General features: G+C 27.3%; 32 protein-coding genes. 22 read left to right on the forward strand and 10 right to left on the reverse strand.

The window, feature by feature from the left end:
• Nucleotides 1-101 precede the first annotated feature (101 nt).
• From KGF50_RS05880 to KGF50_RS05890, 3 genes are all read left to right on the forward strand, one after another.
• On the forward strand, nt 102-911 hold the full coding sequence (locus KGF50_RS05880) for an N-acetylmuramoyl-L-alanine amidase (protein ID WP_227847225.1): 810 nt from the start codon (nt 102-104) through the stop codon (nt 909-911).
• Nucleotides 912-970: 59 nt separating this feature from the next.
• Entirely contained in the window at nt 971-1726 is a 756-nt protein-coding gene (locus KGF50_RS05885; protein WP_227847226.1) for a site-specific DNA-methyltransferase, read from the forward strand.
• Nucleotides 1727-1824: 98 nt separating this feature from the next.
• Nucleotides 1825-2046: an HTH domain-containing protein gene (locus KGF50_RS05890; protein ID WP_227847227.1), complete on the forward strand. Its 222-nt coding sequence runs from the start codon at nt 1825-1827 to the stop codon at nt 2044-2046.
• A gap of 100 nt (nt 2047-2146) precedes the next feature.
• Here KGF50_RS05890 and KGF50_RS05895 read toward each other — a convergent pair whose 3' ends face one another.
• The 9 genes from KGF50_RS05895 to KGF50_RS05935 all read right to left on the reverse strand — a co-directional run bounded on the left by KGF50_RS05895 (nt 2147) and on the right by KGF50_RS05935 (nt 8733).
• Nucleotides 2147-2659, reverse strand: coding sequence for a hypothetical protein (locus tag KGF50_RS05895; RefSeq protein WP_227847228.1), 513 nt, complete (start codon nt 2657-2659; stop codon nt 2147-2149).
• 81 nt (nt 2660-2740) lie between these two features.
• Nucleotides 2741-3643 carry a ParM/StbA family protein gene (locus tag KGF50_RS05900; protein ID WP_074141670.1) on the reverse strand — a complete coding sequence of 301 codons (903 nt, stop codon included), beginning with the start codon at nt 3641-3643 and terminating at the stop codon, nt 2741-2743.
• Between the two features lie 19 nt (nt 3644-3662).
• Nucleotides 3663-3866: a hypothetical protein gene (locus KGF50_RS05905; protein ID WP_227847229.1), complete on the reverse strand. Its 204-nt coding sequence runs from the start codon at nt 3864-3866 to the stop codon at nt 3663-3665.
• 257 nt (nt 3867-4123) lie between these two features.
• Entirely contained in the window at nt 4124-4501 is a 378-nt protein-coding gene (locus KGF50_RS05910) for a hypothetical protein (RefSeq protein WP_227847230.1), read from the reverse strand.
• Nucleotides 4502-4626: 125 nt separating this feature from the next.
• Nucleotides 4627-4779 (reverse strand): type I toxin-antitoxin system toxin, encoded by a 153-nt coding sequence (locus KGF50_RS05915; RefSeq protein WP_103929307.1) that lies wholly within the window; start codon nt 4777-4779, stop codon nt 4627-4629.
• A gap of 119 nt (nt 4780-4898) precedes the next feature.
• Nucleotides 4899-5141 (reverse strand): hypothetical protein, encoded by a 243-nt coding sequence (locus KGF50_RS05920; RefSeq protein WP_227847231.1) that lies wholly within the window; start codon nt 5139-5141, stop codon nt 4899-4901.
• A 122-nt stretch (nt 5142-5263) separates the two neighbouring features.
• On the reverse strand, nt 5264-6421 hold the full coding sequence (locus KGF50_RS05925) for a replication initiation protein (RefSeq protein WP_227847232.1): 1158 nt from the start codon (nt 6419-6421) through the stop codon (nt 5264-5266).
• 1138 nt (nt 6422-7559) lie between these two features.
• Nucleotides 7560-7850, reverse strand: coding sequence for a helix-turn-helix domain-containing protein (locus KGF50_RS05930; protein ID WP_074141666.1), 291 nt, complete (start codon nt 7848-7850; stop codon nt 7560-7562).
• A 523-nt stretch (nt 7851-8373) separates the two neighbouring features.
• Complete coding sequence (locus KGF50_RS05935; protein WP_227847233.1) at nt 8374-8733, reverse strand: helix-turn-helix domain-containing protein; 360 nt, start codon at nt 8731-8733, stop codon at nt 8374-8376.
• 149 nt (nt 8734-8882) lie between these two features.
• Between KGF50_RS05935 and KGF50_RS05940 the strand changes: the two genes are divergently transcribed.
• From KGF50_RS05940 to KGF50_RS05965, 6 genes are read left to right on the forward strand one after another with little or no spacing between them, the layout of a single operon-like run.
• Nucleotides 8883-9056: a hypothetical protein gene (locus KGF50_RS05940; protein WP_227847234.1), complete on the forward strand. Its 174-nt coding sequence runs from the start codon at nt 8883-8885 to the stop codon at nt 9054-9056.
• Complete coding sequence (locus KGF50_RS05945) at nt 9056-9274, forward strand: hypothetical protein (RefSeq protein WP_227847235.1); 219 nt, start codon at nt 9056-9058, stop codon at nt 9272-9274. Before KGF50_RS05940 ends, KGF50_RS05945 begins: the two co-directional genes overlap by 1 nt.
• 28 nt (nt 9275-9302) lie before the next feature.
• A complete protein-coding gene (locus KGF50_RS05950) occupies nt 9303-10034 on the forward strand; it encodes a helix-turn-helix domain-containing protein (RefSeq protein ID WP_227847236.1) in 732 nt (243 codons plus the stop codon).
• Nucleotides 10035-10062: 28 nt separating this feature from the next.
• The gene (locus KGF50_RS05955; protein ID WP_070537951.1) at nt 10063-10311 is read left to right on the forward strand and encodes a hypothetical protein; all 249 of its coding nucleotides are present in this window, start codon (nt 10063-10065) and stop codon (nt 10309-10311) included.
• 23 nt (nt 10312-10334) lie between these two features.
• On the forward strand, nt 10335-10712 hold the full coding sequence (locus KGF50_RS05960) for a hypothetical protein (RefSeq protein ID WP_074184026.1): 378 nt from the start codon (nt 10335-10337) through the stop codon (nt 10710-10712).
• Between the two features lie 20 nt (nt 10713-10732).
• A complete protein-coding gene (locus KGF50_RS05965) occupies nt 10733-11002 on the forward strand; it encodes a hypothetical protein (RefSeq protein WP_227847237.1) in 270 nt (89 codons plus the stop codon).
• Between the two features lie 14 nt (nt 11003-11016).
• Here the strand turns inward: KGF50_RS05965 and KGF50_RS05970 are convergent, their stop codons facing one another.
• Nucleotides 11017-11718 carry a hypothetical protein gene (locus KGF50_RS05970; RefSeq protein ID WP_227847238.1) on the reverse strand — a complete coding sequence of 234 codons (702 nt, stop codon included), beginning with the start codon at nt 11716-11718 and terminating at the stop codon, nt 11017-11019.
• 76 nt (nt 11719-11794) lie between these two features.
• Between KGF50_RS05970 and KGF50_RS05975 the strand changes: the two genes are divergently transcribed.
• The 13 genes from KGF50_RS05975 to KGF50_RS06035 all read left to right on the forward strand — a co-directional run bounded on the left by KGF50_RS05975 (nt 11795) and on the right by KGF50_RS06035 (nt 18456).
• A complete protein-coding gene (locus tag KGF50_RS05975; RefSeq protein WP_227847239.1) occupies nt 11795-13126 on the forward strand; it encodes a DnaB-like helicase N-terminal domain-containing protein in 1332 nt (443 codons plus the stop codon).
• A 378-nt stretch (nt 13127-13504) separates the two neighbouring features.
• Complete coding sequence (locus KGF50_RS05980) at nt 13505-13891, forward strand: hypothetical protein (RefSeq protein WP_003425630.1); 387 nt, start codon at nt 13505-13507, stop codon at nt 13889-13891.
• A gap of 50 nt (nt 13892-13941) precedes the next feature.
• The gene (locus KGF50_RS05985; RefSeq protein WP_227847240.1) at nt 13942-14646 is read left to right on the forward strand and encodes a hypothetical protein; all 705 of its coding nucleotides are present in this window, start codon (nt 13942-13944) and stop codon (nt 14644-14646) included.
• Between the two features lie 59 nt (nt 14647-14705).
• The gene (locus tag KGF50_RS05990; RefSeq protein ID WP_227847241.1) at nt 14706-14891 is read left to right on the forward strand and encodes a hypothetical protein; all 186 of its coding nucleotides are present in this window, start codon (nt 14706-14708) and stop codon (nt 14889-14891) included.
• Complete coding sequence (locus KGF50_RS05995) at nt 14888-15277, forward strand: single-stranded DNA-binding protein (RefSeq protein ID WP_227847242.1); 390 nt, start codon at nt 14888-14890, stop codon at nt 15275-15277. The genes KGF50_RS05990 and KGF50_RS05995 overlap by 4 nt, the downstream gene beginning before the upstream one ends.
• A 23-nt stretch (nt 15278-15300) precedes the next feature.
• The gene (locus KGF50_RS06000) at nt 15301-15477 is read left to right on the forward strand and encodes a hypothetical protein (RefSeq protein ID WP_227847243.1); all 177 of its coding nucleotides are present in this window, start codon (nt 15301-15303) and stop codon (nt 15475-15477) included.
• Nucleotides 15478-15492: 15 nt separating this feature from the next.
• Nucleotides 15493-16041 carry a sigma-70 family RNA polymerase sigma factor gene (locus tag KGF50_RS06005; RefSeq protein WP_227847244.1) on the forward strand — a complete coding sequence of 183 codons (549 nt, stop codon included), beginning with the start codon at nt 15493-15495 and terminating at the stop codon, nt 16039-16041.
• Between the two features lie 144 nt (nt 16042-16185).
• Nucleotides 16186-16326, forward strand: coding sequence for a hypothetical protein (locus tag KGF50_RS06010; protein WP_227847245.1), 141 nt, complete (start codon nt 16186-16188; stop codon nt 16324-16326).
• Complete coding sequence (locus tag KGF50_RS06015) at nt 16327-16488, forward strand: hypothetical protein (protein ID WP_227847246.1); 162 nt, start codon at nt 16327-16329, stop codon at nt 16486-16488.
• 2 nt (nt 16489-16490) lie between these two features.
• Nucleotides 16491-16814 (forward strand): hypothetical protein, encoded by a 324-nt coding sequence (locus KGF50_RS06020; protein ID WP_074141655.1) that lies wholly within the window; start codon nt 16491-16493, stop codon nt 16812-16814.
• Entirely contained in the window at nt 16814-17353 is a 540-nt protein-coding gene (locus KGF50_RS06025) for a LemA family protein (protein ID WP_074141654.1), read from the forward strand. The genes KGF50_RS06020 and KGF50_RS06025 overlap by 1 nt, the downstream gene beginning before the upstream one ends.
• 11 nt (nt 17354-17364) lie before the next feature.
• The gene (locus tag KGF50_RS06030) at nt 17365-18171 is read left to right on the forward strand and encodes a hypothetical protein (RefSeq protein ID WP_227847247.1); all 807 of its coding nucleotides are present in this window, start codon (nt 17365-17367) and stop codon (nt 18169-18171) included.
• Nucleotides 18172-18195: 24 nt separating this feature from the next.
• Nucleotides 18196-18456, forward strand: coding sequence for a hypothetical protein (locus tag KGF50_RS06035; protein ID WP_103929292.1), 261 nt, complete (start codon nt 18196-18198; stop codon nt 18454-18456).
• Nucleotides 18457-18471 lie beyond the last annotated feature (15 nt).

Consider the following 18471-nt stretch of genomic DNA (forward strand, 5'->3'; position numbering starts at 1 on the left):
CTAGGATTAAATCCTAATGCAGTCTTACAAGGTGTAATTTGTTGGGGTATATCAATAGGTATAAATCAAACTTACAAGCAGTTAAAGGAGGAAAATAAATAATGAAAATATGTATTACAGTAGGTCATAGTATTTTAAAAAGTGGAGCATGTACTTCTGCTGATGGAGTAGTTAACGAGTATCAATATAATAAATCTCTTGCACCAGTATTAGCAGATATATTCAGAAAAGAAGGACATAAGGTAGATATAATAATATGCCCAGAAAAGCAGTTTAAAACTAAGAATGAAGAAAAGTCTTATAAAATACCTAGAGTTAATAGTGGAGGATATGACTTACTCATAGAACTACATTTAAATGCAAGTGATGGTCAAGGAAAAGGCTCAGAGGTTCTATATTATAGTAATAAGGGTTTAGAATATGCAACTAGAATTTGCAAGAAACTAGGAACAGTATTTAAAAATAGAGGTGCTAAATTAGATAGAGGATTATATATTTTAAACAGTTCCAAACCTACAGCAGTACTAATAGAAAGTTTCTTCTGCGATAATAAAGAAGATTATGAGAAGGCTAAGAAACTTGGATATGAAGGTATGGCTAAGTTAATTGTTGAGGGTGTATTGAATAAAAGTATAAATAATGAGGGAGTTAAGCAGATGTATAAACATACAATAGTTTATGATGGAGAGGTTGATAAAGTACTCGCAACTGTGCTTGGTTGGGGATATAATGACGAAAAAATATTAATATGTGATATAAAAGATTATGTACCAGGTCAAACAGAAAATTTATATATTGTAGGCGGTGGAGCATGTAGCAAGATAAGTTCTATAACCAAAGAAAAATATACTATGATAAAGGGCAATGATAGATTTGATACACTTAATAAGATACTAGATTTTATCAAATAATAAATTGTTGCAACATCTAATCAATATAAAATTTTATTCAACTTAGGAGGATTTGCAACATGCTTAACATAGAAAAATATAAATTATACAACGGAAATTGTTTGGAAGCAATGGATCTAATAGAAGATAAATCAATAGATTTAATTCTTTGCGATCTTCCATATGGCACTACTAATTGCAAATGGGATACAGTGATTCCTTTCGAACCACTCTGGAAACAATATAATAGAATTATAAAAGATGGAGGTGCTATAGTCTTATTTTCAGCGCAGCCATTTACTACAAGTTTAATAAACTCAAATATCAAAAACTATAAATACAGTTGGTACTGGATTAAAAATACATGCACAGGATTTGCATTTTCTAAATACCAGCCACTTCGAAAAGTAGAAGATATTAATGTATTCTATAAAACGGTTCCTTTATATGTACCACAAGGATTGAAAAAATTAGATAAACCTATTACATGTAAAAAGAAAAAGGAAACTAAGGATGGTATATATAGACAACATACTTTAGCAAAAGAATATGTGCAAGAATATACAAATTATCCTAATAATACTTTGCATTTTAATAAAGAAACAAATTGCATTCATCCAACTCAAAAGCCAACGGATCTTTTAGAATATCTTATAAAAACTTATACAAATGAGAATGAACTTATTCTGGATAATTGCTTTGGTTCTGGCAGTGCAGGAGTAGCTTGTGCCAATACAAATAGAAGATTCGTTGGAATAGAATTAGATAATAATTATTTTATTCAAGGCAAAAATAGAATTGAAAGAGCATACAGAGATAACATTGTTGCTAAGTAAAAATATGCGTTTAATATATTATTTTTAACTCCTGGCAGATATAGTTCATTGTTGACTGCTATAATTAAATCAAATAAAAATTGAATAGGAGTGTTTTTATGGGTAAAATAGAAAATTCTTTTAAAATTATAATGCTTTTAAAAGAAAATACTATATTAAAAGCAAGTGAAATATCTAATAAATTAAATATATCAGAGCGACAAGTGAAAGAATATGCTCATCAATTGAGACTCGCAGGAATTGATATAAAATCTAGACCTGGAGTCACAGGAGGCTATTATATAGAGCAATGCCCATTTTGTGATAGAGCAAATAATTAATTTCAAAAATACGAAGAATGTATGCTTCAATAAAAGAGCAGTAAATTTAACCAAATGTACTGCTCTTTTATTACATCTTGCAAGATATTAATGACTCTTTTTATCTATTCTTATATTTCAATAAACTTTCAAGTAAAAGTTGACTCAGCAAATCATGTTTATCATAATGTTTATTCTCATCTGCAAATTTATTAAACATTTCCCACACTGTATTGTTTACCCTAATTGTAGTTCTTTTTATGGATCGGTCTGGAAGATCTATAGATATATCATTTTCTTTAATGCCATCTATATGACATTTATCATCTTTAGTTTTAAACCATTCCAGCACATTCTTTATATTATCAATTTCACTAGATAAATATTTAATATCATCATCAACTTTACTATTAATGCTATTTATATGATATTTGTCATCATCAATTTTATTATCTTCTATAAACCTGTTTCCAACTCTTTTATATCCTTTTTTATTAAGCCACTTTCTTATAGTACTTTCATTTGCTCCTAACTCATCTCCAACTTTTTTAAGACTTTCAAATTCATTTAATTTATTATTAATACAATCAACAACTTCATTAATATCTTTTTCTTTTAAATCACTCCAAGTCATATAAAACCTCCTCAAAAAATAATAGATTACAAATATCATATATTTGTAATCTATTATACATACTATAAACTAAACCCTTTTTTATTTCATCATTTTTTTGTATCCTTTTGCATTTGCAAAAACATGTTTATCTACATCACTCATGACTATTATGCCAGGTATATTCTTCTTAAATGCCTCGCCTAGCAATTTAGCACCTCCACCCATAACGACAACTGCAGCTGTACTGATTGGATAATTTAATTTTAACTCGTTATAAATTTGCTTAAACAATGAAATAGATGCATCTATATTTTTCTTTATATCTTGTTTCTCACCATTTAAGTAAAATCCTTTGTCAATATAGTCTTGTATTTTTTCTCTTTTTATCTCAACTTTACCCAGAAACTTTTCATCCATTTCAAGGGATTTTTTTATTGCATCATATATATTTATCGTTCCTATATTTATAGAGTAAGGATCAGTTGCTTTATTTCCTTGCACAAGTGCAATATCTGTTGTCTTCCCGCCGATGTCAATTAGTACAACATCTCTTCCTGCAATTTGGTCAACTATATCTTTTGCATAATATAAATAGCCTGTGATGCCTTCTGGAAAAACTTGAACAGATCTTATTGTTATATCTCTTTTAGTAGTCTCATTTCCTCTTGTAAACTCAACATGATATTCTTTTCCTTGTAATTTTTCAATAAGATTTTTTCTTAATCCAGCAAATTGTTTTACTGGTAGACCTAATCCTAGATCAACAATTTCATCATCTGTATTTCTGCATATAGCACCAAGTAAAAGTGGCAAGAAGTTTTCTTTCTCATATTTAACTATATTTATTTCCTCATCACCTTCGCCTATATAATATGTTTTGTTACCTATTTTAATGCTATCCGAATCTGAACCAAAGTTTTTTACCTCCGTAACTTTACTTTCAAAAATATCATCTGAACTTGTTTTAACTGCATAATTTCCAGTATCTATACCTAATTTCATTTGTATTATTTCCCCCTTATTATTCTAAACTTCCAAAATCAAAATTATTTGCTGGATCCTCTACTTCTTTTTTCTGTTCAACTACAGCATTATCCTTTTTTTCTTGCATTTTTTCCCAAACAAGCTCTTTTAAGTAAGCTGTAGCTGATAATTTCTCATCTAAAAACTTTTCAATTGCTTTTTCTTTATCATTGTTTTTAAATGTTAGAACTATCCTACTCATTCAACCACTTCCTTTTTTGTAAAATATTATAAAATTTATTAATATTTACATATATTTTACCAAATTTTACATAGTAATTCAATAGTTTTATAAGATATTTTTTACAAAGTTTTATATTTTTTTATGTAATTTTATAAAATTTTATACTTTTTTATAAAACTAATTATGTTTAACTTATCTCAAATACGTTTCTTTAATTTCTAAACATATTGTTATAGTATGAAAAAGAAGGTTAAGCAAATACTTAACCTTCTTTTTCATACTACTTCAGTTACTTTTTTATTTTTAATTAGCATTTCTAAAAGTTGCTGCTCCTCTTTATCTTTATAACCTTCTAGGTAAGGTTTATAATTTTTTCTAATGTACTCTAAATCATTTTTATATATATTAAATGCACTATAAAAATTATAGTCTGACATATCAATGTTTCCTACAGTAGTATCTATTATTTGATTGTTTAATACTCCCCAAGCATGCCTAAAAGCCACTTTTGTTTTTAGAGCATGTACATAACCTATGGAATAGTATTCTACTTCACCATATAGCAATAATTCATAAGCATTATTGTAACATTCCCCTAATTCATGCTTATAAATTTCTTTTAATTTTTGACTTAGTTCATAATTATAATCCATTTACATTACTCCTTTTCCAACAAAATGATATAAAATCGTATCATTTTGAAGATTTTGTGATATAATAAAAGCAAGAAGAACTACAATCTATTTTGCAGTAGAGTGGAGTTCTTCATAAACGTAGTTTATTTTTTGGATTTAAATATAAATTTAAATTCAACTCGTAAGTCACTCTTTGCACGAGAGTGGCTTTTTGCTTTTTTGAATAGTTTACTGATTAAGTAAACTACCACACTAGCTGTTAAACTAGCTAAAACATTAAACAAAAAGTTATCCATGTAACTCACCTCCCCTCGAATCGTTGGGAGGATAATCTTTTGTACATGAACTCCACTCTATAGATTGTATATTACGCTCTTCTTGCTAGATTTAATTATACCATATTTTGCAATATCAGTTAAGAATTTGCACTACAATAATCAGAAAGCTTGTCCCACTCACAATTAATATTAATTATTTTAAGAATATCATTGACTTGACCATCCAAATCTTTAATACTTGCTTTAGACATCAAAGGATCTTTCAGAATTTTATTTAAAAAAATACTATCAATAGTTAAACATATACTTTGTGACTTGCCTTTTACTGAAATCAATGTTCCAACTGTACTTTCTTTTAGCGTCTTATATGCTACACTCATTATATATGGTTCTAACTCAATTCCTTCTAGCGTTGTTTCAAAAGAATACCTTATTTTTTATATCTTCATTTCCAACAAATATTTCCTAATTGCTGCTTACTTTTTTTTATTTTCTCCAATTCTTATTTATAGTAATATCCTTCTTCATTTACTAGACCTTGATCAAATAAATTTCTCCTAACAATTTCAAGCCTAACAGGATCTTTGCTATAATCAACTTCTCTTTCTTCTTTTTTAACATCTTCATCATCCCAATATTTATCCAATTCTTCTTTAAACTTTATTTCATCTTTTTGATGAATTATAACTTCACTTATTTTATTTGAAAGTGTTGATTTGAAAAAATCATAATTCTTTGTATTTATAATATCAGTATTATCTCTTTCAAGTGCTATAGCTAAAGCTTTATCAAAAGCCTGTATATAAATATCTTTTTTAAAATCAAATTCTTTAAAATCAATCTTAAAAAGTCTTATTGTTCCTTTAGTAAATGCAGTTTCATCTGGTATATAAAATTCTATTGTAGTTCCAGTTTCTTTACTTTCTTCTTGTTCTTCATAAATTACAGTTTCCACAACATTTTTATCAAAATATTTTCTTTTATCTAAATCTTTAACAGAAAACTCAATAGCTACTACTTTTCTGCTTTTCTTAATTTCCTTGAAATCTATATCAAAATATTCTGTAGAATTAAGTTCCTGTATAGCGGGAACAATAACACGTCTTTTTAAATCATTATATTTAGAATACTTATCTTCTAATAATAATAATTCTTTTAAAACATCTAAAGTATATGTAATCTTATTTTTTGTCCTTGTCCATAACCTTAATAAATCATAAAATCTTTGCGCATATGAATTTCGTAAACTAAAAAATATTTGTAAATTTATTGGAGTATATCCAACTTGAATATAATTTTCTATTAAGTCAAGTAACTCAGCGGAAGTTTTAACAGTATATGTTTTATCTTTTTCATTGTAAATCCAGTGATATATAAAACTACATTCTCCCCAACTATCATCATCTTTAATATATATTGTTCCTGTTCTTAACTTAGTAAATATCTTGCTTATTGCTTGTGGGGTTGTATAATTGGGATTTTTCATAAGTTCTCTAACTTCTTCAATAGTTATTGTTATCTCTAAATTTTTATTTTTCTGAAACTCATATAACAATCTTACAAAAAGTCTATTCTCTATCGTTTGTAAATCATACCTTGCCATAATAAACTTATTAGATTTCATCAAGATATTGTCTTTCTGGTCTTTTACTTGATTCATTATTTTTCTCCTAAATAGTATTTACAAACTAATCAAAAGTTTAGTTTATTTATTAAATAATATAATATCAAAACCACTCGCAAACGTCAATTTTATTTTTTGTCGCATTTAATTATCAAAGTGTCGTACTTTAATTATCAAAGTGTCGCATTTAATTATCAAAGTGTCGTACTTTAATTATCAAAGTGTCGTACTTTAATTATCAAAGTGTCGCATTTAATTATCAAAGTGTCGCATTTAAAACTTTACGTAATAGTATTTTCAATGTACTCACTATCGCTAAATACTATTAAATACTATTAAATACTATTTATTAAATACTATTAAAGACTAGTAAAGATATACTAATCTATTCTTATCAAAGTGTCGCATTTAAAAAAATAAAAGTTCATATAAATAAATTTAAAAATGCTGAATCATTTTAATTGTTTGGAATACATACAAATTATTTGATACTTGCATATTAAAATAGGTTTTAAAAAAGATATAAGTCATCTGAAACGATTTTAAGATGATTTCTTAATAATTTATGCAGAAATAAATACTAAACCCCTTAAAATGATGACCTTTCGTCTCTGCAATTTAGAAATATCAATCATTACAGAAACCAATTTTAAACCTGCAATTAATGATTTTATAAAAAAACATAGGGTTGAGTTCCAAAAATAAAAAAGATTTATCGGATTTGTAATTTTGATGAGTGTAAAAAAGAAATTGATAAAAATAAAGTTGATTAAGTGTAGTTTTAAGGCATTTAAAGGCTTGTCTGACATGTTTTAATTACAAACTTGATGTTATTTACCTAAAAAGATACAAATTTGATTAAAAATGCAAATAGAAAGTCAGATATAAAAATAGAGAACCAAATAAAATTATATTGGCTCTCTATTTATCTTCTTCCCAATCTTCAATAAACTTTTTAGTTTATTTTCAGATATTTCCTCATCATCATGCAATAAAAAATACTTTGTATATATAGTTTTAAAAAGATACATGCCATCTGAAACATTTTTTAAATGAATTATTGATATTTTTACACAGAAAGAAACAAACCCCCCTTAAAATGGAAACTAAGGGGGGTTTGTTATATTTAAAAAAATGATTAAAAGAGATTTTATAAAAAAGAATAGTTAACTTTTTAATATTTATTTTTCATAAAATCTCTTTTAATAGTTTTTACTGCTTTTTTACTATAACCTCTATTTTTTCTTAGATATTTTCTTTCTTTTTCAAAAAAAAATTCTGCTAAAACCAGTTGATCAATCTCAAGCACATCAGAAATTAAAATTATTTGTGTCAGAGTTGGACTATGAGTAAATACATCTCGTTCCATTTTGGAAATATGACCTTGACTAATGCCAACCAGTTCACCTAATCGACTTTGTGTGAGATTTTTCTTCTTTCTTTGTCTTTTCATTAATGTATCCATTTAGAATTTAAATATAATATTAAAAATTGTTATTTTCAATGTAAAAATTTGGAAATAAGCAAGATATAAGAAATAATTCAAATTTAAATAGAAAATATTGTAAAAAAGAGTCTAAATATTTGTCGTACGAATATTTTTTTTGGAGTATTTTGTGCTATCATTGAATTAGGAAAACGATATATCCAATTCTTAAAAGAGCACTGAAAATTAGTTTTTCAATACATAGTTTGAAATTAATAATCAAGAAAAACTACATATGTAAAAGCATTTTTAAAATAATCAATTTCTTCACTTTTCAATATTGAAAAAAGTCAAAAAACAATGCATGTGAATGTTTTTTAAAAACTTAAAATTTTTGGAAGGGAGTAGTATATTATTTTTTAGAAAAAGTAGGGTAGTTGTGGAAAAATAAATCAGAATATTTTGAATAAATATAGTGCTTGATAAAAAGTAGGAGCAATTTTGCTCTGGGAGTTTTTAATACTATTAAAAGAGCAACTTTGCAAGTCGCCCTTTTAATAAATTATTCTTTTTTTAGAATTCTCTTTGTCGCATCAATTATAAAGTCTTGATCTTCTTCATCAAGTTCTAAGAATAACTTAACAAATTTTTTAGATTTTTCTGATGCTACATAGCTTTCTAGTTCATCAATATAAATATCACCATCTCCAGACAGAAGCCACTGCTTATTTACATTAAAGACATTGCAAATAGTTTCAATTGTTCGGTTTGGGATTGGTTTAATGCCTTTCTCATAAGATGAAATCAAGCTCCTAGAAACAAATATTTTATTACCGAATTGTGTTTGAGTCATTTGCTGCATTTTTCTCAATTCTCTGATTCTATCTTTTATTTCGATTTTAATCACCACCTTTAAGAACATTATATAATAATAAATTCTACTTTTCAACGTTTTTAACGTGAAATGTTATTTCTAAACATAAAAACAATGAAATCACTTGCAAAAGGTTGAGAAGTGGAATATAATTAAGTTAATAAGTTAAAAAGTGGAAAAAGAAAAGAGGTGACAATATGAATAATAAAAAATATTCAAAAGAATACTTATTAGAATTAGCAGAAGAATTTGAAAAAACTGATGAGCAAGAATTTTCTAGATATATAGGCTTTATGGAAGGGATTATTTTTGAATCTAAAAAGATAAAAAAGAATAGAAAATCTAACTCCAGGAAAGGGGTAGCAATATAATGAATAATAATAAAGCAACAATAATTTTAAAAGAAGGAAAAGCTTTGAGATTTATTGATAAAAAATTTGATTTTAAAACAGATTGCATAGTTATCTCTATTAGTAGAGATGAAATTGAATTTATATATTATGACAAAGAAATAAAGGACATAGCGCATAGAGTTATGACAAAGGAAGATTTAAATTTTGGAGATTATAAACTTGAATTACTATCATAAGAAATAATTTTAGAGGGGAGGTGATGAGATGGACCTCTTGAAAGATGCAAGAAAAAAAGAGTGGTTTTGGCTGGAAAATGATTTGATTGATAGAGAAGATTTAAACATCTATGAAAAAATGATTTACATTGTCTTAGCTAGATATAGCAATGAAGAAAGTTCTTGTTTTCCAAGCTATAAAACAATATCAGAAAAAGCAGGTTGCAGCATAAGGCAAGTATCTAATATTTTAAATGAATTAGAGAACAAAGGACTAATAATAAGAGAAAATCGTAACCATGAAGGTAAAAAAGAGAAAAATAGTAACTTATATTTCTTAATATCTTCAAAAGCAAAGGTATGGAATGAAGTGCCTAACGTTAGGCATGAGGTGCCTAACCCTATGGCACCAGGTGCCTTACATGTTAGGCATGAGGTGCCCAGTAAAAAGACTTATAATAAAAAGACTTATATAAAAAGTAATACCACTCCACAAAATGAACCTAAAACTGATTATTTAGATCTAACATTTCTGGACTTAGATATAGAAAAAGTAAAACTAACTAAAGATGAATATGACAAACTTATAAGCAAGTTTGGGAAGAAATATATACACGATAAAATTGTTAGTTTAGAAAACTATATCGTAAATGGTAAGGGGAGTAGGTATAAAAGCCATTATAGGGCTTTAGTGACTTGGGGTAATGGAGATATTAGTAAAGGTATAATACCAGAAGTTGCAAAGGCTAAGAATCCACTTGCTGGCTTCAAAGAACTTTAAAAATTAAATAGGTAGGAGGGAATTAATTATGAAAGATGAAAAGTTAGAACTTACTGAAAAAGACTTGCACTGTATTGCAAGACATTTGGAAAATGAGGTAATGCAAGTAGCATTTAAAGGAAATAGAGAGGCCCTTAGATCTTGCCAGGTTTGTGATTATATAAAAGAATGTGAAGGAAATTTCACTCATGTAGATACTTTTATTAAATTAAGTAAAATGACAAATGTAGAGATTTTTAAAATTGGGAATTACAAAGCAGATGAAACTAAAATCTAATAAAAGATTAGGAGGTATTTTAAATGGAGAGTAAAGCGCATGAACTTACAGAACAAGATTTACAAAGACTGATTGAAGGATTAAGAGCTGATCCAGTTATAGCAGAAATGGTAATTGGTCTAGATGAGTCTGGCATAGCTGAAATTTGTGAGAAAATGAGAAATAAAATTATAAATCAATCTAAAAAAGATTATAAAACTAGATTAAGGGAGGGTTATAAAGAAATAGTTGCAAGCAATTTTAAAAAAAGAGTTATTCTCTTTGAAACTCCAGAACAATATACACAACTCATAGTTAATATAGTCGATACTTTGGTCAGTGAGGACGATTTAACTATAAGTCGTGCATGTGGTGCTTTGCATGATGTAGAGAAGTTGCTACCATTAATTGTAACATTTTAAGACTTGGAGGTGAAGTTCGCATGCGTGAAAAAGCTAAAAGAGTAAGAAGAAAATTATCTGATATTATGCTTATTTTAATGATAATGACCCTCTTTGGTGACATTTACTTTATTCATGGAGTTAAAAGTAGAATTGAAGAAATAGAAGGAATAAAGAAGACTATGCTTGAAGATCTCCAGGCAATAGAGAAAGACATGGAAAATATTAACTATGCAAAAGTAAATATATATGAAGATCTTCAAGCAATAAAAGGCACTATGAATAAATTAGAGATAAATTCAAATAAATAACATTTTTATATATTTTATTTATTATTGATGTCTATTTTGTTATCAATATCTAGAGAGATTTTATTTGGAATTTTAATATCTTCAGAACTTAAAAAATTTATATCAATATCGCAATTAATTTTTATTAAAGATTGAATCATAGCATGTTGGCACTTGCTAGAACTTTCTTCTGGTATAAAAGAATTAAAAAGAGTAACGCAAGCAAGAAATACTTTGATAACAAGTACAACATAATCTAAAATATCTTTCTTGTTCTCTAAAACATAATTTCTAGCATTTTTTAAAAATTCTTTTAAAGTTTCTGTATCTTTGTTTTTAGAGTCATTATCTTGAATTGAGTCATATAGTTCTTCTGTTGATTCAATAAAATTATCAGTGTCAAAATTAAAATCATCTAAGTTATAACTTTGAGCAGCTTTTATGAATTTATCATATATATCAGACATTGTTTTAATACTAGACCTTAGAGTACTATCATATGATGCATTGTTTCTAAAATCATGTAAGATATTTTGATATGTATAAAGAATTTCTGAAATATTAATGCCATAATTAACTGCACTTAAAATAGGTTTTAGATTAGTCTGATTAAATGAATTTAGAGTTTGCTTAGTTTGTTTGGTTGCCTCATGGTAAGTATAGTAAGAGTCTGGAATTGAACCATTTAAGATTTTTAACTGTTTTTCTATTTGTTTTAAATCATGCGGAATTGACAAATTAACACCACCAATCAATATATTTATAGGATGCACCCTACAAATATATTATATCAGAACAGAAAGGAATGATTAGGTGAATTATTCTTTAGAAGCAGAGCAAAGCATTTTAGGAAGTTTTCTTATAAATGACTCAATAGCATACAAAATAAGAGAACTAAAAGAAAATGATTTTTATTTTGAATCACATAAAATTATTTTATCTTGCATGAAGAAAATAATTGACTCAAATAAACCTTTAGATCTTTTGCTTTTGAAAAATGAACTAGAAAAAATAGATAGATTAATAGATGTTGGAGGAGTTAGTTACATTACCAGTTTAACAACTATAGTCATAACTACTTCAAACATAGACCACTATATAAAAATCATAAAAGAAAAGTTGTTAAAAAGACAAATTTCAGAATTAGCAAATGAATTAATTAATAATTCAAATTCAGATACAAGTATAGACGAATTGATTGTAGATATAAACGATTTAAAAGCACTTGTGACCACGAGTAGTGGCTTAAATGATAATTACATTGATGCGTCAAAAATAAAGCGTGAAAAAGGCGTACACAAGTCCATAAGCACAGGTTTTAATAAACTAAACAATATGCTAGATGGCTTTAGATATGGAACTCTTACAATTTTAACTGGTAAACCTGCATCTGGTAAATCAACTATAGTTAATCAGTTTATAGCAGAAGCAATTGCAAATAAAGAAAAAGCATTTTTGTATTCTGGAGAATTACCCTCTTTCATGGCCATGGAATGGTTTAGAAAAACTGTAGCTAATGATTACCACATAAAAGAATGTAAAAGTGTCTATGGAGGAACATACACAGATATTCCAGATTACGCCGTTGAGCTTATATCAGACTGGATAAAAGATAAATTTTTTCTCTATGATGAAGATGCAATAAGTGATGAAGTAAATCTACTAAATACCATAGAGCATTTATATTTAAAAAAAGGGGTTAGGCTCTTTGTACTTGACAATCTAATGACAATAAAAACTGGCAATAAGGCAGATAAATATGAGAGACAAGAGCAGATAGTAAGCAACTTAAAAAATCTCGCTAAAAAATATAACTTAGTAATAGTTTTAGTTGCACATCCTAGAAAAAATATGGGTGACATGAAGCCAACTATGTATGATGTATCTGGAGCAAGTGAGATTGTTAATTATGCAGATTATATTTTATCAACTTACAGAGTTATTGATGAAGAAGAAGAGACAGACGACACTTATTTATTAATTTTAAAAAATAGAATAACAGGAAAACAGAATATAAGTTTCAAAATGAATTTTTCAGAAAGAAGAAAAAGACTTTACACGACTAGTGAGGAGTTAAACAGAGATTACAAATATGATGCAAATAAACAATATGTGCGAGCAGAAATTCCAGAAGATGTATTTTAAAAAGAAATTAAGGAGAAAAAATAGGAAATTTCATAAAGTAATAAATTTGAACAAAATTCAATATTGAAGAATATAGAAATTCAATATTGAAAAAAATCATTTTTCAATATTGAAAATCGGATTTTGAAAAAGTATTGAATTTCAATACTAAAAAAAGTTTGGAAATATAGCATTTGCAAGGTTTATATAAATTAATTTCCTGACACAATCAGCACAGGTTTAGATATGCTAGCAAAAAAACTTAAAAGTAGTGTAAGGATAAAAAGGCTATATAAATTTATAAAAAGTTTTAAAAGTGTTATTAAATTATAGCCAAAGTTTATTAATTAATTTCCTCGTAGAAAAATATTATTTCAATAAATAAAGGAGTGATTTTACATGATAGCATTAGAAAAATTTGCAGGTGGAGTTCTAAAAGAAAAGTTTAATACAGAGTTACAAAAAGTTTTAGATAATATTGCAGACCCAAACACAGATTTTAAAAAAACAAGAAAAATTAGTTTAGAGATAGTGTTTAAAGCAAATGAAGATAGAGATCTTGCTGAAGTAGATATAAAATCCAAAGCAACTATAGTAGAAGCAAAAGCGACAACAACTAAAGTTATAATAGGAAAAGATTTAGAGACAGGAAGAGTTGAAGCATCTGAATTTAAGAACCAGCTAGCTGGCCAGTTATCTATAGATGTTTCAGATAGTAATGAAACTGATGAAATAGAAGAAAATAGTTCTGGTGTAATTGATTTTAGAAATGCAAGTTCAAAGTAGATTAAGAAAGTAAGTAAAATATAAATTTAAATAAAAAGGAGAATAAAAAAATGATAAAAAATGCGATGGAATATTTAGTTAAGTTAGGAAAAAGAGAAACAGTATGTGTAGATGGATTTAACTATACAACAGATAGATTAGAAATAATAGAAGAACCAAGGGCTAATGATTTAGAAATAACTACATTGAGTGGTTTAGTAGATTATATAAAAAGTGGCATAGATCATAAAGAAGATGAGTTGCTATTAATACAAGTCTTAACTCCAAGAAAAGTGCTTTTAAGATCTGCATTGAGAAAAAATAGAGATAGAGAGACTTATATTGAATGTGTAGCACTACTACCAGATAAAAGATTTGACAGACCTTTAGATTTAGACACTTTTAATATAATGTTGCAATCAGCATTTATAAAAAATAATGATAGAGATACACTTTTAAAAATTGCAGGGAATATCCAAGAATCTACAGTAAAAAATGTGGGAGATGATGGCGTTTCTCAATCTGTAACAATAAAAACAGGTGTCGCAAGTGTATCAGAAGCAATAGTTCCAAACAGAGTAAAATTGATTCCTTATCGTACTTTCCAGGAAGTGGAGCAACCAGAAAGTGAATTTATTTTCAGAATGAGTACTGGACCAGCAGCAGGATTATATGAAGCAGATGGTGGAGCATGGAAGAATCAAGCAATGTTAAATATTAAAGCATACCTACAAGAAGAATTAAAAGATTTTAAAAATGTAAATATAATTGCTTAGTTGAAAATTCAAGAGGGTTTATTAATAAGCCCTCTTGATAAAATAAGGAGGGTATTTAGATGAAAATGATTTGTCATATGAGTATTTTGGAGAAGGCAGAATTTACAGACAAAATTGCTAATGTAATCATGTCTACTGATGAAAAAATTGAAAAAGGAGATGCTTTTGTTGATGCAATTGAGGTTGTAAAGCAGATGGAGAGAAGAGAAAACGAAACATATAAGAAAGGAGACATTGCTATATGAATAATGTAGTTTTAGTTGGAAGATTAACAAGAGATCCAGAGTTAAGATATATTCCAGGTTATGGTACTCCAGTGGCTACTTTTTCGTTGGCCATTGATAGAGACTATGTAAAAAAAGATGGCGCTAAAGAAGTGGATTTTATACCAGTAGAGGTTATGGGTGGATCAGCAGAGTTTTGTGCTAACTATCTTACAAAAGGAAGATTGGTTTCGCTCCAGGGACGAATAAGAGTAGAAAAATACGAAGAAAATGGAGAGAAAAAAACTTATACAAAAGTTAGAACTAAAGCCGTTAATGCACTTGATCACAAACCAAAAGAAGAAGAAAAGAATAAAGATAAGGAAATTGGTTTTCAAGTTCTGGATGATGATGATATACCATTTTAAAAAGGGATAGTGAGGTTAAAAAAATGAGTAAAGTAAAATGTGAAGCCTGTAATAGAGAAATGGATTCAAAGCTACTTACTCCAGTCAGTGGGAGAAGAAAAGGCAAAGAGGTAACAGTTTATTTGTGTAATCATTGTATAGATGAAATTGTAAATAGAATAAATAATGGAGTATATGAATGGAAATGTAATGCAAAATAAGTGGATGGTGATTATATGAGAAGTTTGGAGGAGAGAAATAAGTTAGTTGAAGAAAATATAAATTTTGTATGGTTTATTATAAGAAGATATTTCAGAGTATTTATTTCAAAATATCCATATCTTCAAGATGATACATTTTCAGAAGGTTGTATTGGATTATGTAAAGCAGCTGATTATTTTGATAGTAAAAAAGGCATTGAGTTTACCACTTTTGCAGCTGTATGTATAAAAGGGCAAATATTTAAATTCATAAATAGATATGTTAAAAAACATTACAGAACAGATATAGATAGTTTTGAAAAATGCATCTATAAAAATACTCATGGTGAAGAAATAAGGATAGAAGATAGATTGGCTGGTAATGACAATGTAGATATAGAAAATGTTCATGTTATTAGATCTTGCATAAAAAGAAGTAAAATAGAAGATATAAAGAAAATAACGGAATTAAGAGAAAAAGGATATAGTCAAGAAGAAATAGGTAAAATACTTGGGACTAACCAAGTGGCAATATGCAGGAGACTCAAAAAATTAAAAGCTGAAATTAATATACTAGGAAAATAATATAATGATTTCAGTTTATTGGAGTTAATCAAATAACAATAAGTAGGTCACTTAAGATGTTAAGAGAAATTTAATGAATTGAGGAGGGGTAAAAATGAATAAAAGAATAAAGTTGAAAAAGGGATACTTCATAAAAAATGTGATATGAAATGCCCAATGCACCGATTTATAGTAAAGAGAAAAGCTATAACTTGCAATGGGTGTATAGGATGCAAGTTTAGGGATGATGTAGCTGAAAAAATGTGCAAAGAAAATGAAAAATTCTATTGTGAGGAGAGTTATTAATTGGATAAATTAAAAATAATTGGTGGTAGGGAAAATGAATGTCCAGTATGTGGTGGAAGTATATTTAAGCTTAAAACAAATATAGGAATTGTATGGCAGTGTAAAGACTGTGGTTGTATGTATCAAGATATGAACTGCAAAGAAAGTAAAAGGGGGTATTAAGGATGAGTTGCGTTATAAAATGTGATTTTTGTAATGAAACAATGGTAGAAATTCAAAATATAAAGGCATTCAGAATTGATAATAGAGGGAACATAATAAACATTGGAAAGGATATGTGTGGTAAATGTTGTGACGAATTATCTAAAGACAATGTGAATAAGAAAGTAACTAATTATGAAAAAATTAGAAATATGAACAAAGAAGAGATGTTTAAATTTATTGCTTACAATGGATCTTGTCAGTGGTGCATATATGAAGTTGAAACTTGTGACCTTAATTGTGACAAAGGTTACAAAAAATGGCTTGAAAGTGAGGTAGTGGAGTAATGAAAAAGATATTAATAATAACGATAGGAGTAGTTATTTCAATATTAATTATGTTTGCTTGTTTGTTTCTAGTAACTAAAAATAAAGCAATTGATTTAGAAGAGCAGGTCCAATCAGCAACTGCATCTGTAGAGGTGCAAGAAAAAAGGAGAATTGATTTAATTAAGAACCTAGTAGACTGCGTGAAAGACTATGCTAAATATGAAAATAGAACATTAAAAGAAGTAACTGACATGAGAGTAAGTGCAAATGATAAATCTATCAAGGAAGCAAAATTAAATATACAAGCAGTAGCAGAGAAGTACCCAGATTTAAAAGCTAATGAAAATTATAAACAATTAATGAGTGAGTTAAGTATAACTGAAAATATGATTGCACAACATAGAGAAAATTATAATATACAGATTCGTAATTACAATAAATATATAAGAAAATTTCCAGCAAATTTAATTTTAAATAGCATGGGATATGAAAAAATAGAATCTAAATATACTGAATATAAAGCCCAAGAGGATGCACCTCAAAATCTATTCAATTAAGAGGTGCATACATGAAATTTAAAACTTTTGAAATAACTAAAAGAGAATTTTTAGTAAGCATAATAATTGTTTGTGCGATGATTTGTTTTGGATTTTTCATTGATGATAAAGTACAATCAAAATTCTTAGAAGATAATGAAAGATATTGCAAAACAACTAAAATAAATAATGACAAAGATCTCTTTGATTATGCTATGAAAACAAGTGTGGGAGATTCTTTAATAAGTGGAAAATTTAAAAGTGTAGATTCTGTATCTATAGAAGAATTAAAAGGGGACTATTGGTTTATAGAAAGAACGGAAGAAAAATACACTATGCATACTAGAGTGGTTACCACTAAAGACAGTAAAGGCCATTCAAATAAACATACTGAAACATATTGGACTTGGGATTACCATGATTCAATAGAGAAAAAATGTAATAAATTTAATTTCCTGGGTAAAGAGTTTGATGTGAAAGTAATTACTAATTTATCTAAAGAGAGATTGCCATTAAAGAAAGATATATTTAAAAATACTAATCTTAAAATAAAAGGTAATTATGCTTACATTAATAGTAAGAGAAGGTACTATTATGAAGTTATACCGAAAGAATTTGATTGTACCATGTATGCTAATTTAAAAAATAATACTATAGCGAATCCAGCTGATAAAAACATAAAAGTTTTTAAGGGTGAATCTATACAGAATGTTTTAGAAAATAACGATTTTAATATAGGATTTTTTAAAGTAGTGTTTTGGATTATCTGGATATTAATAACTACAATCATTATATATGTATTTTATTATTTAAAAAGTGATTGGCTTGAAGATAGATAAAGATGTAAGAGGAGAAGATCAGACATGAAATGTAAAGTGTATCATGCTATTAAAAATATGAAAGATGCAAATGAGTTAATTGATAGATTTGAAACAGAAAATATATTCTTTGAATTAAATGACATAGATAATGAAAATATCTTAAATGGAGAAATAGATTTAACTGATATAGAAGATATTGCATCATTGCAATTTATATTAGATGGAGACTTATTTATATTTAATAGTTGTGATGAAATGATATTTATGAATAAATACACTCAAAAAGAGTTGGGACTTCAATAAATAATAGAGGAGAGA

This window comes from Clostridioides sp. ZZV15-6598, assembly GCF_020657705.1.
Lineage (GTDB): Bacteria > Bacillota > Clostridia > Peptostreptococcales > Peptostreptococcaceae > Clostridioides > Clostridioides difficile_F.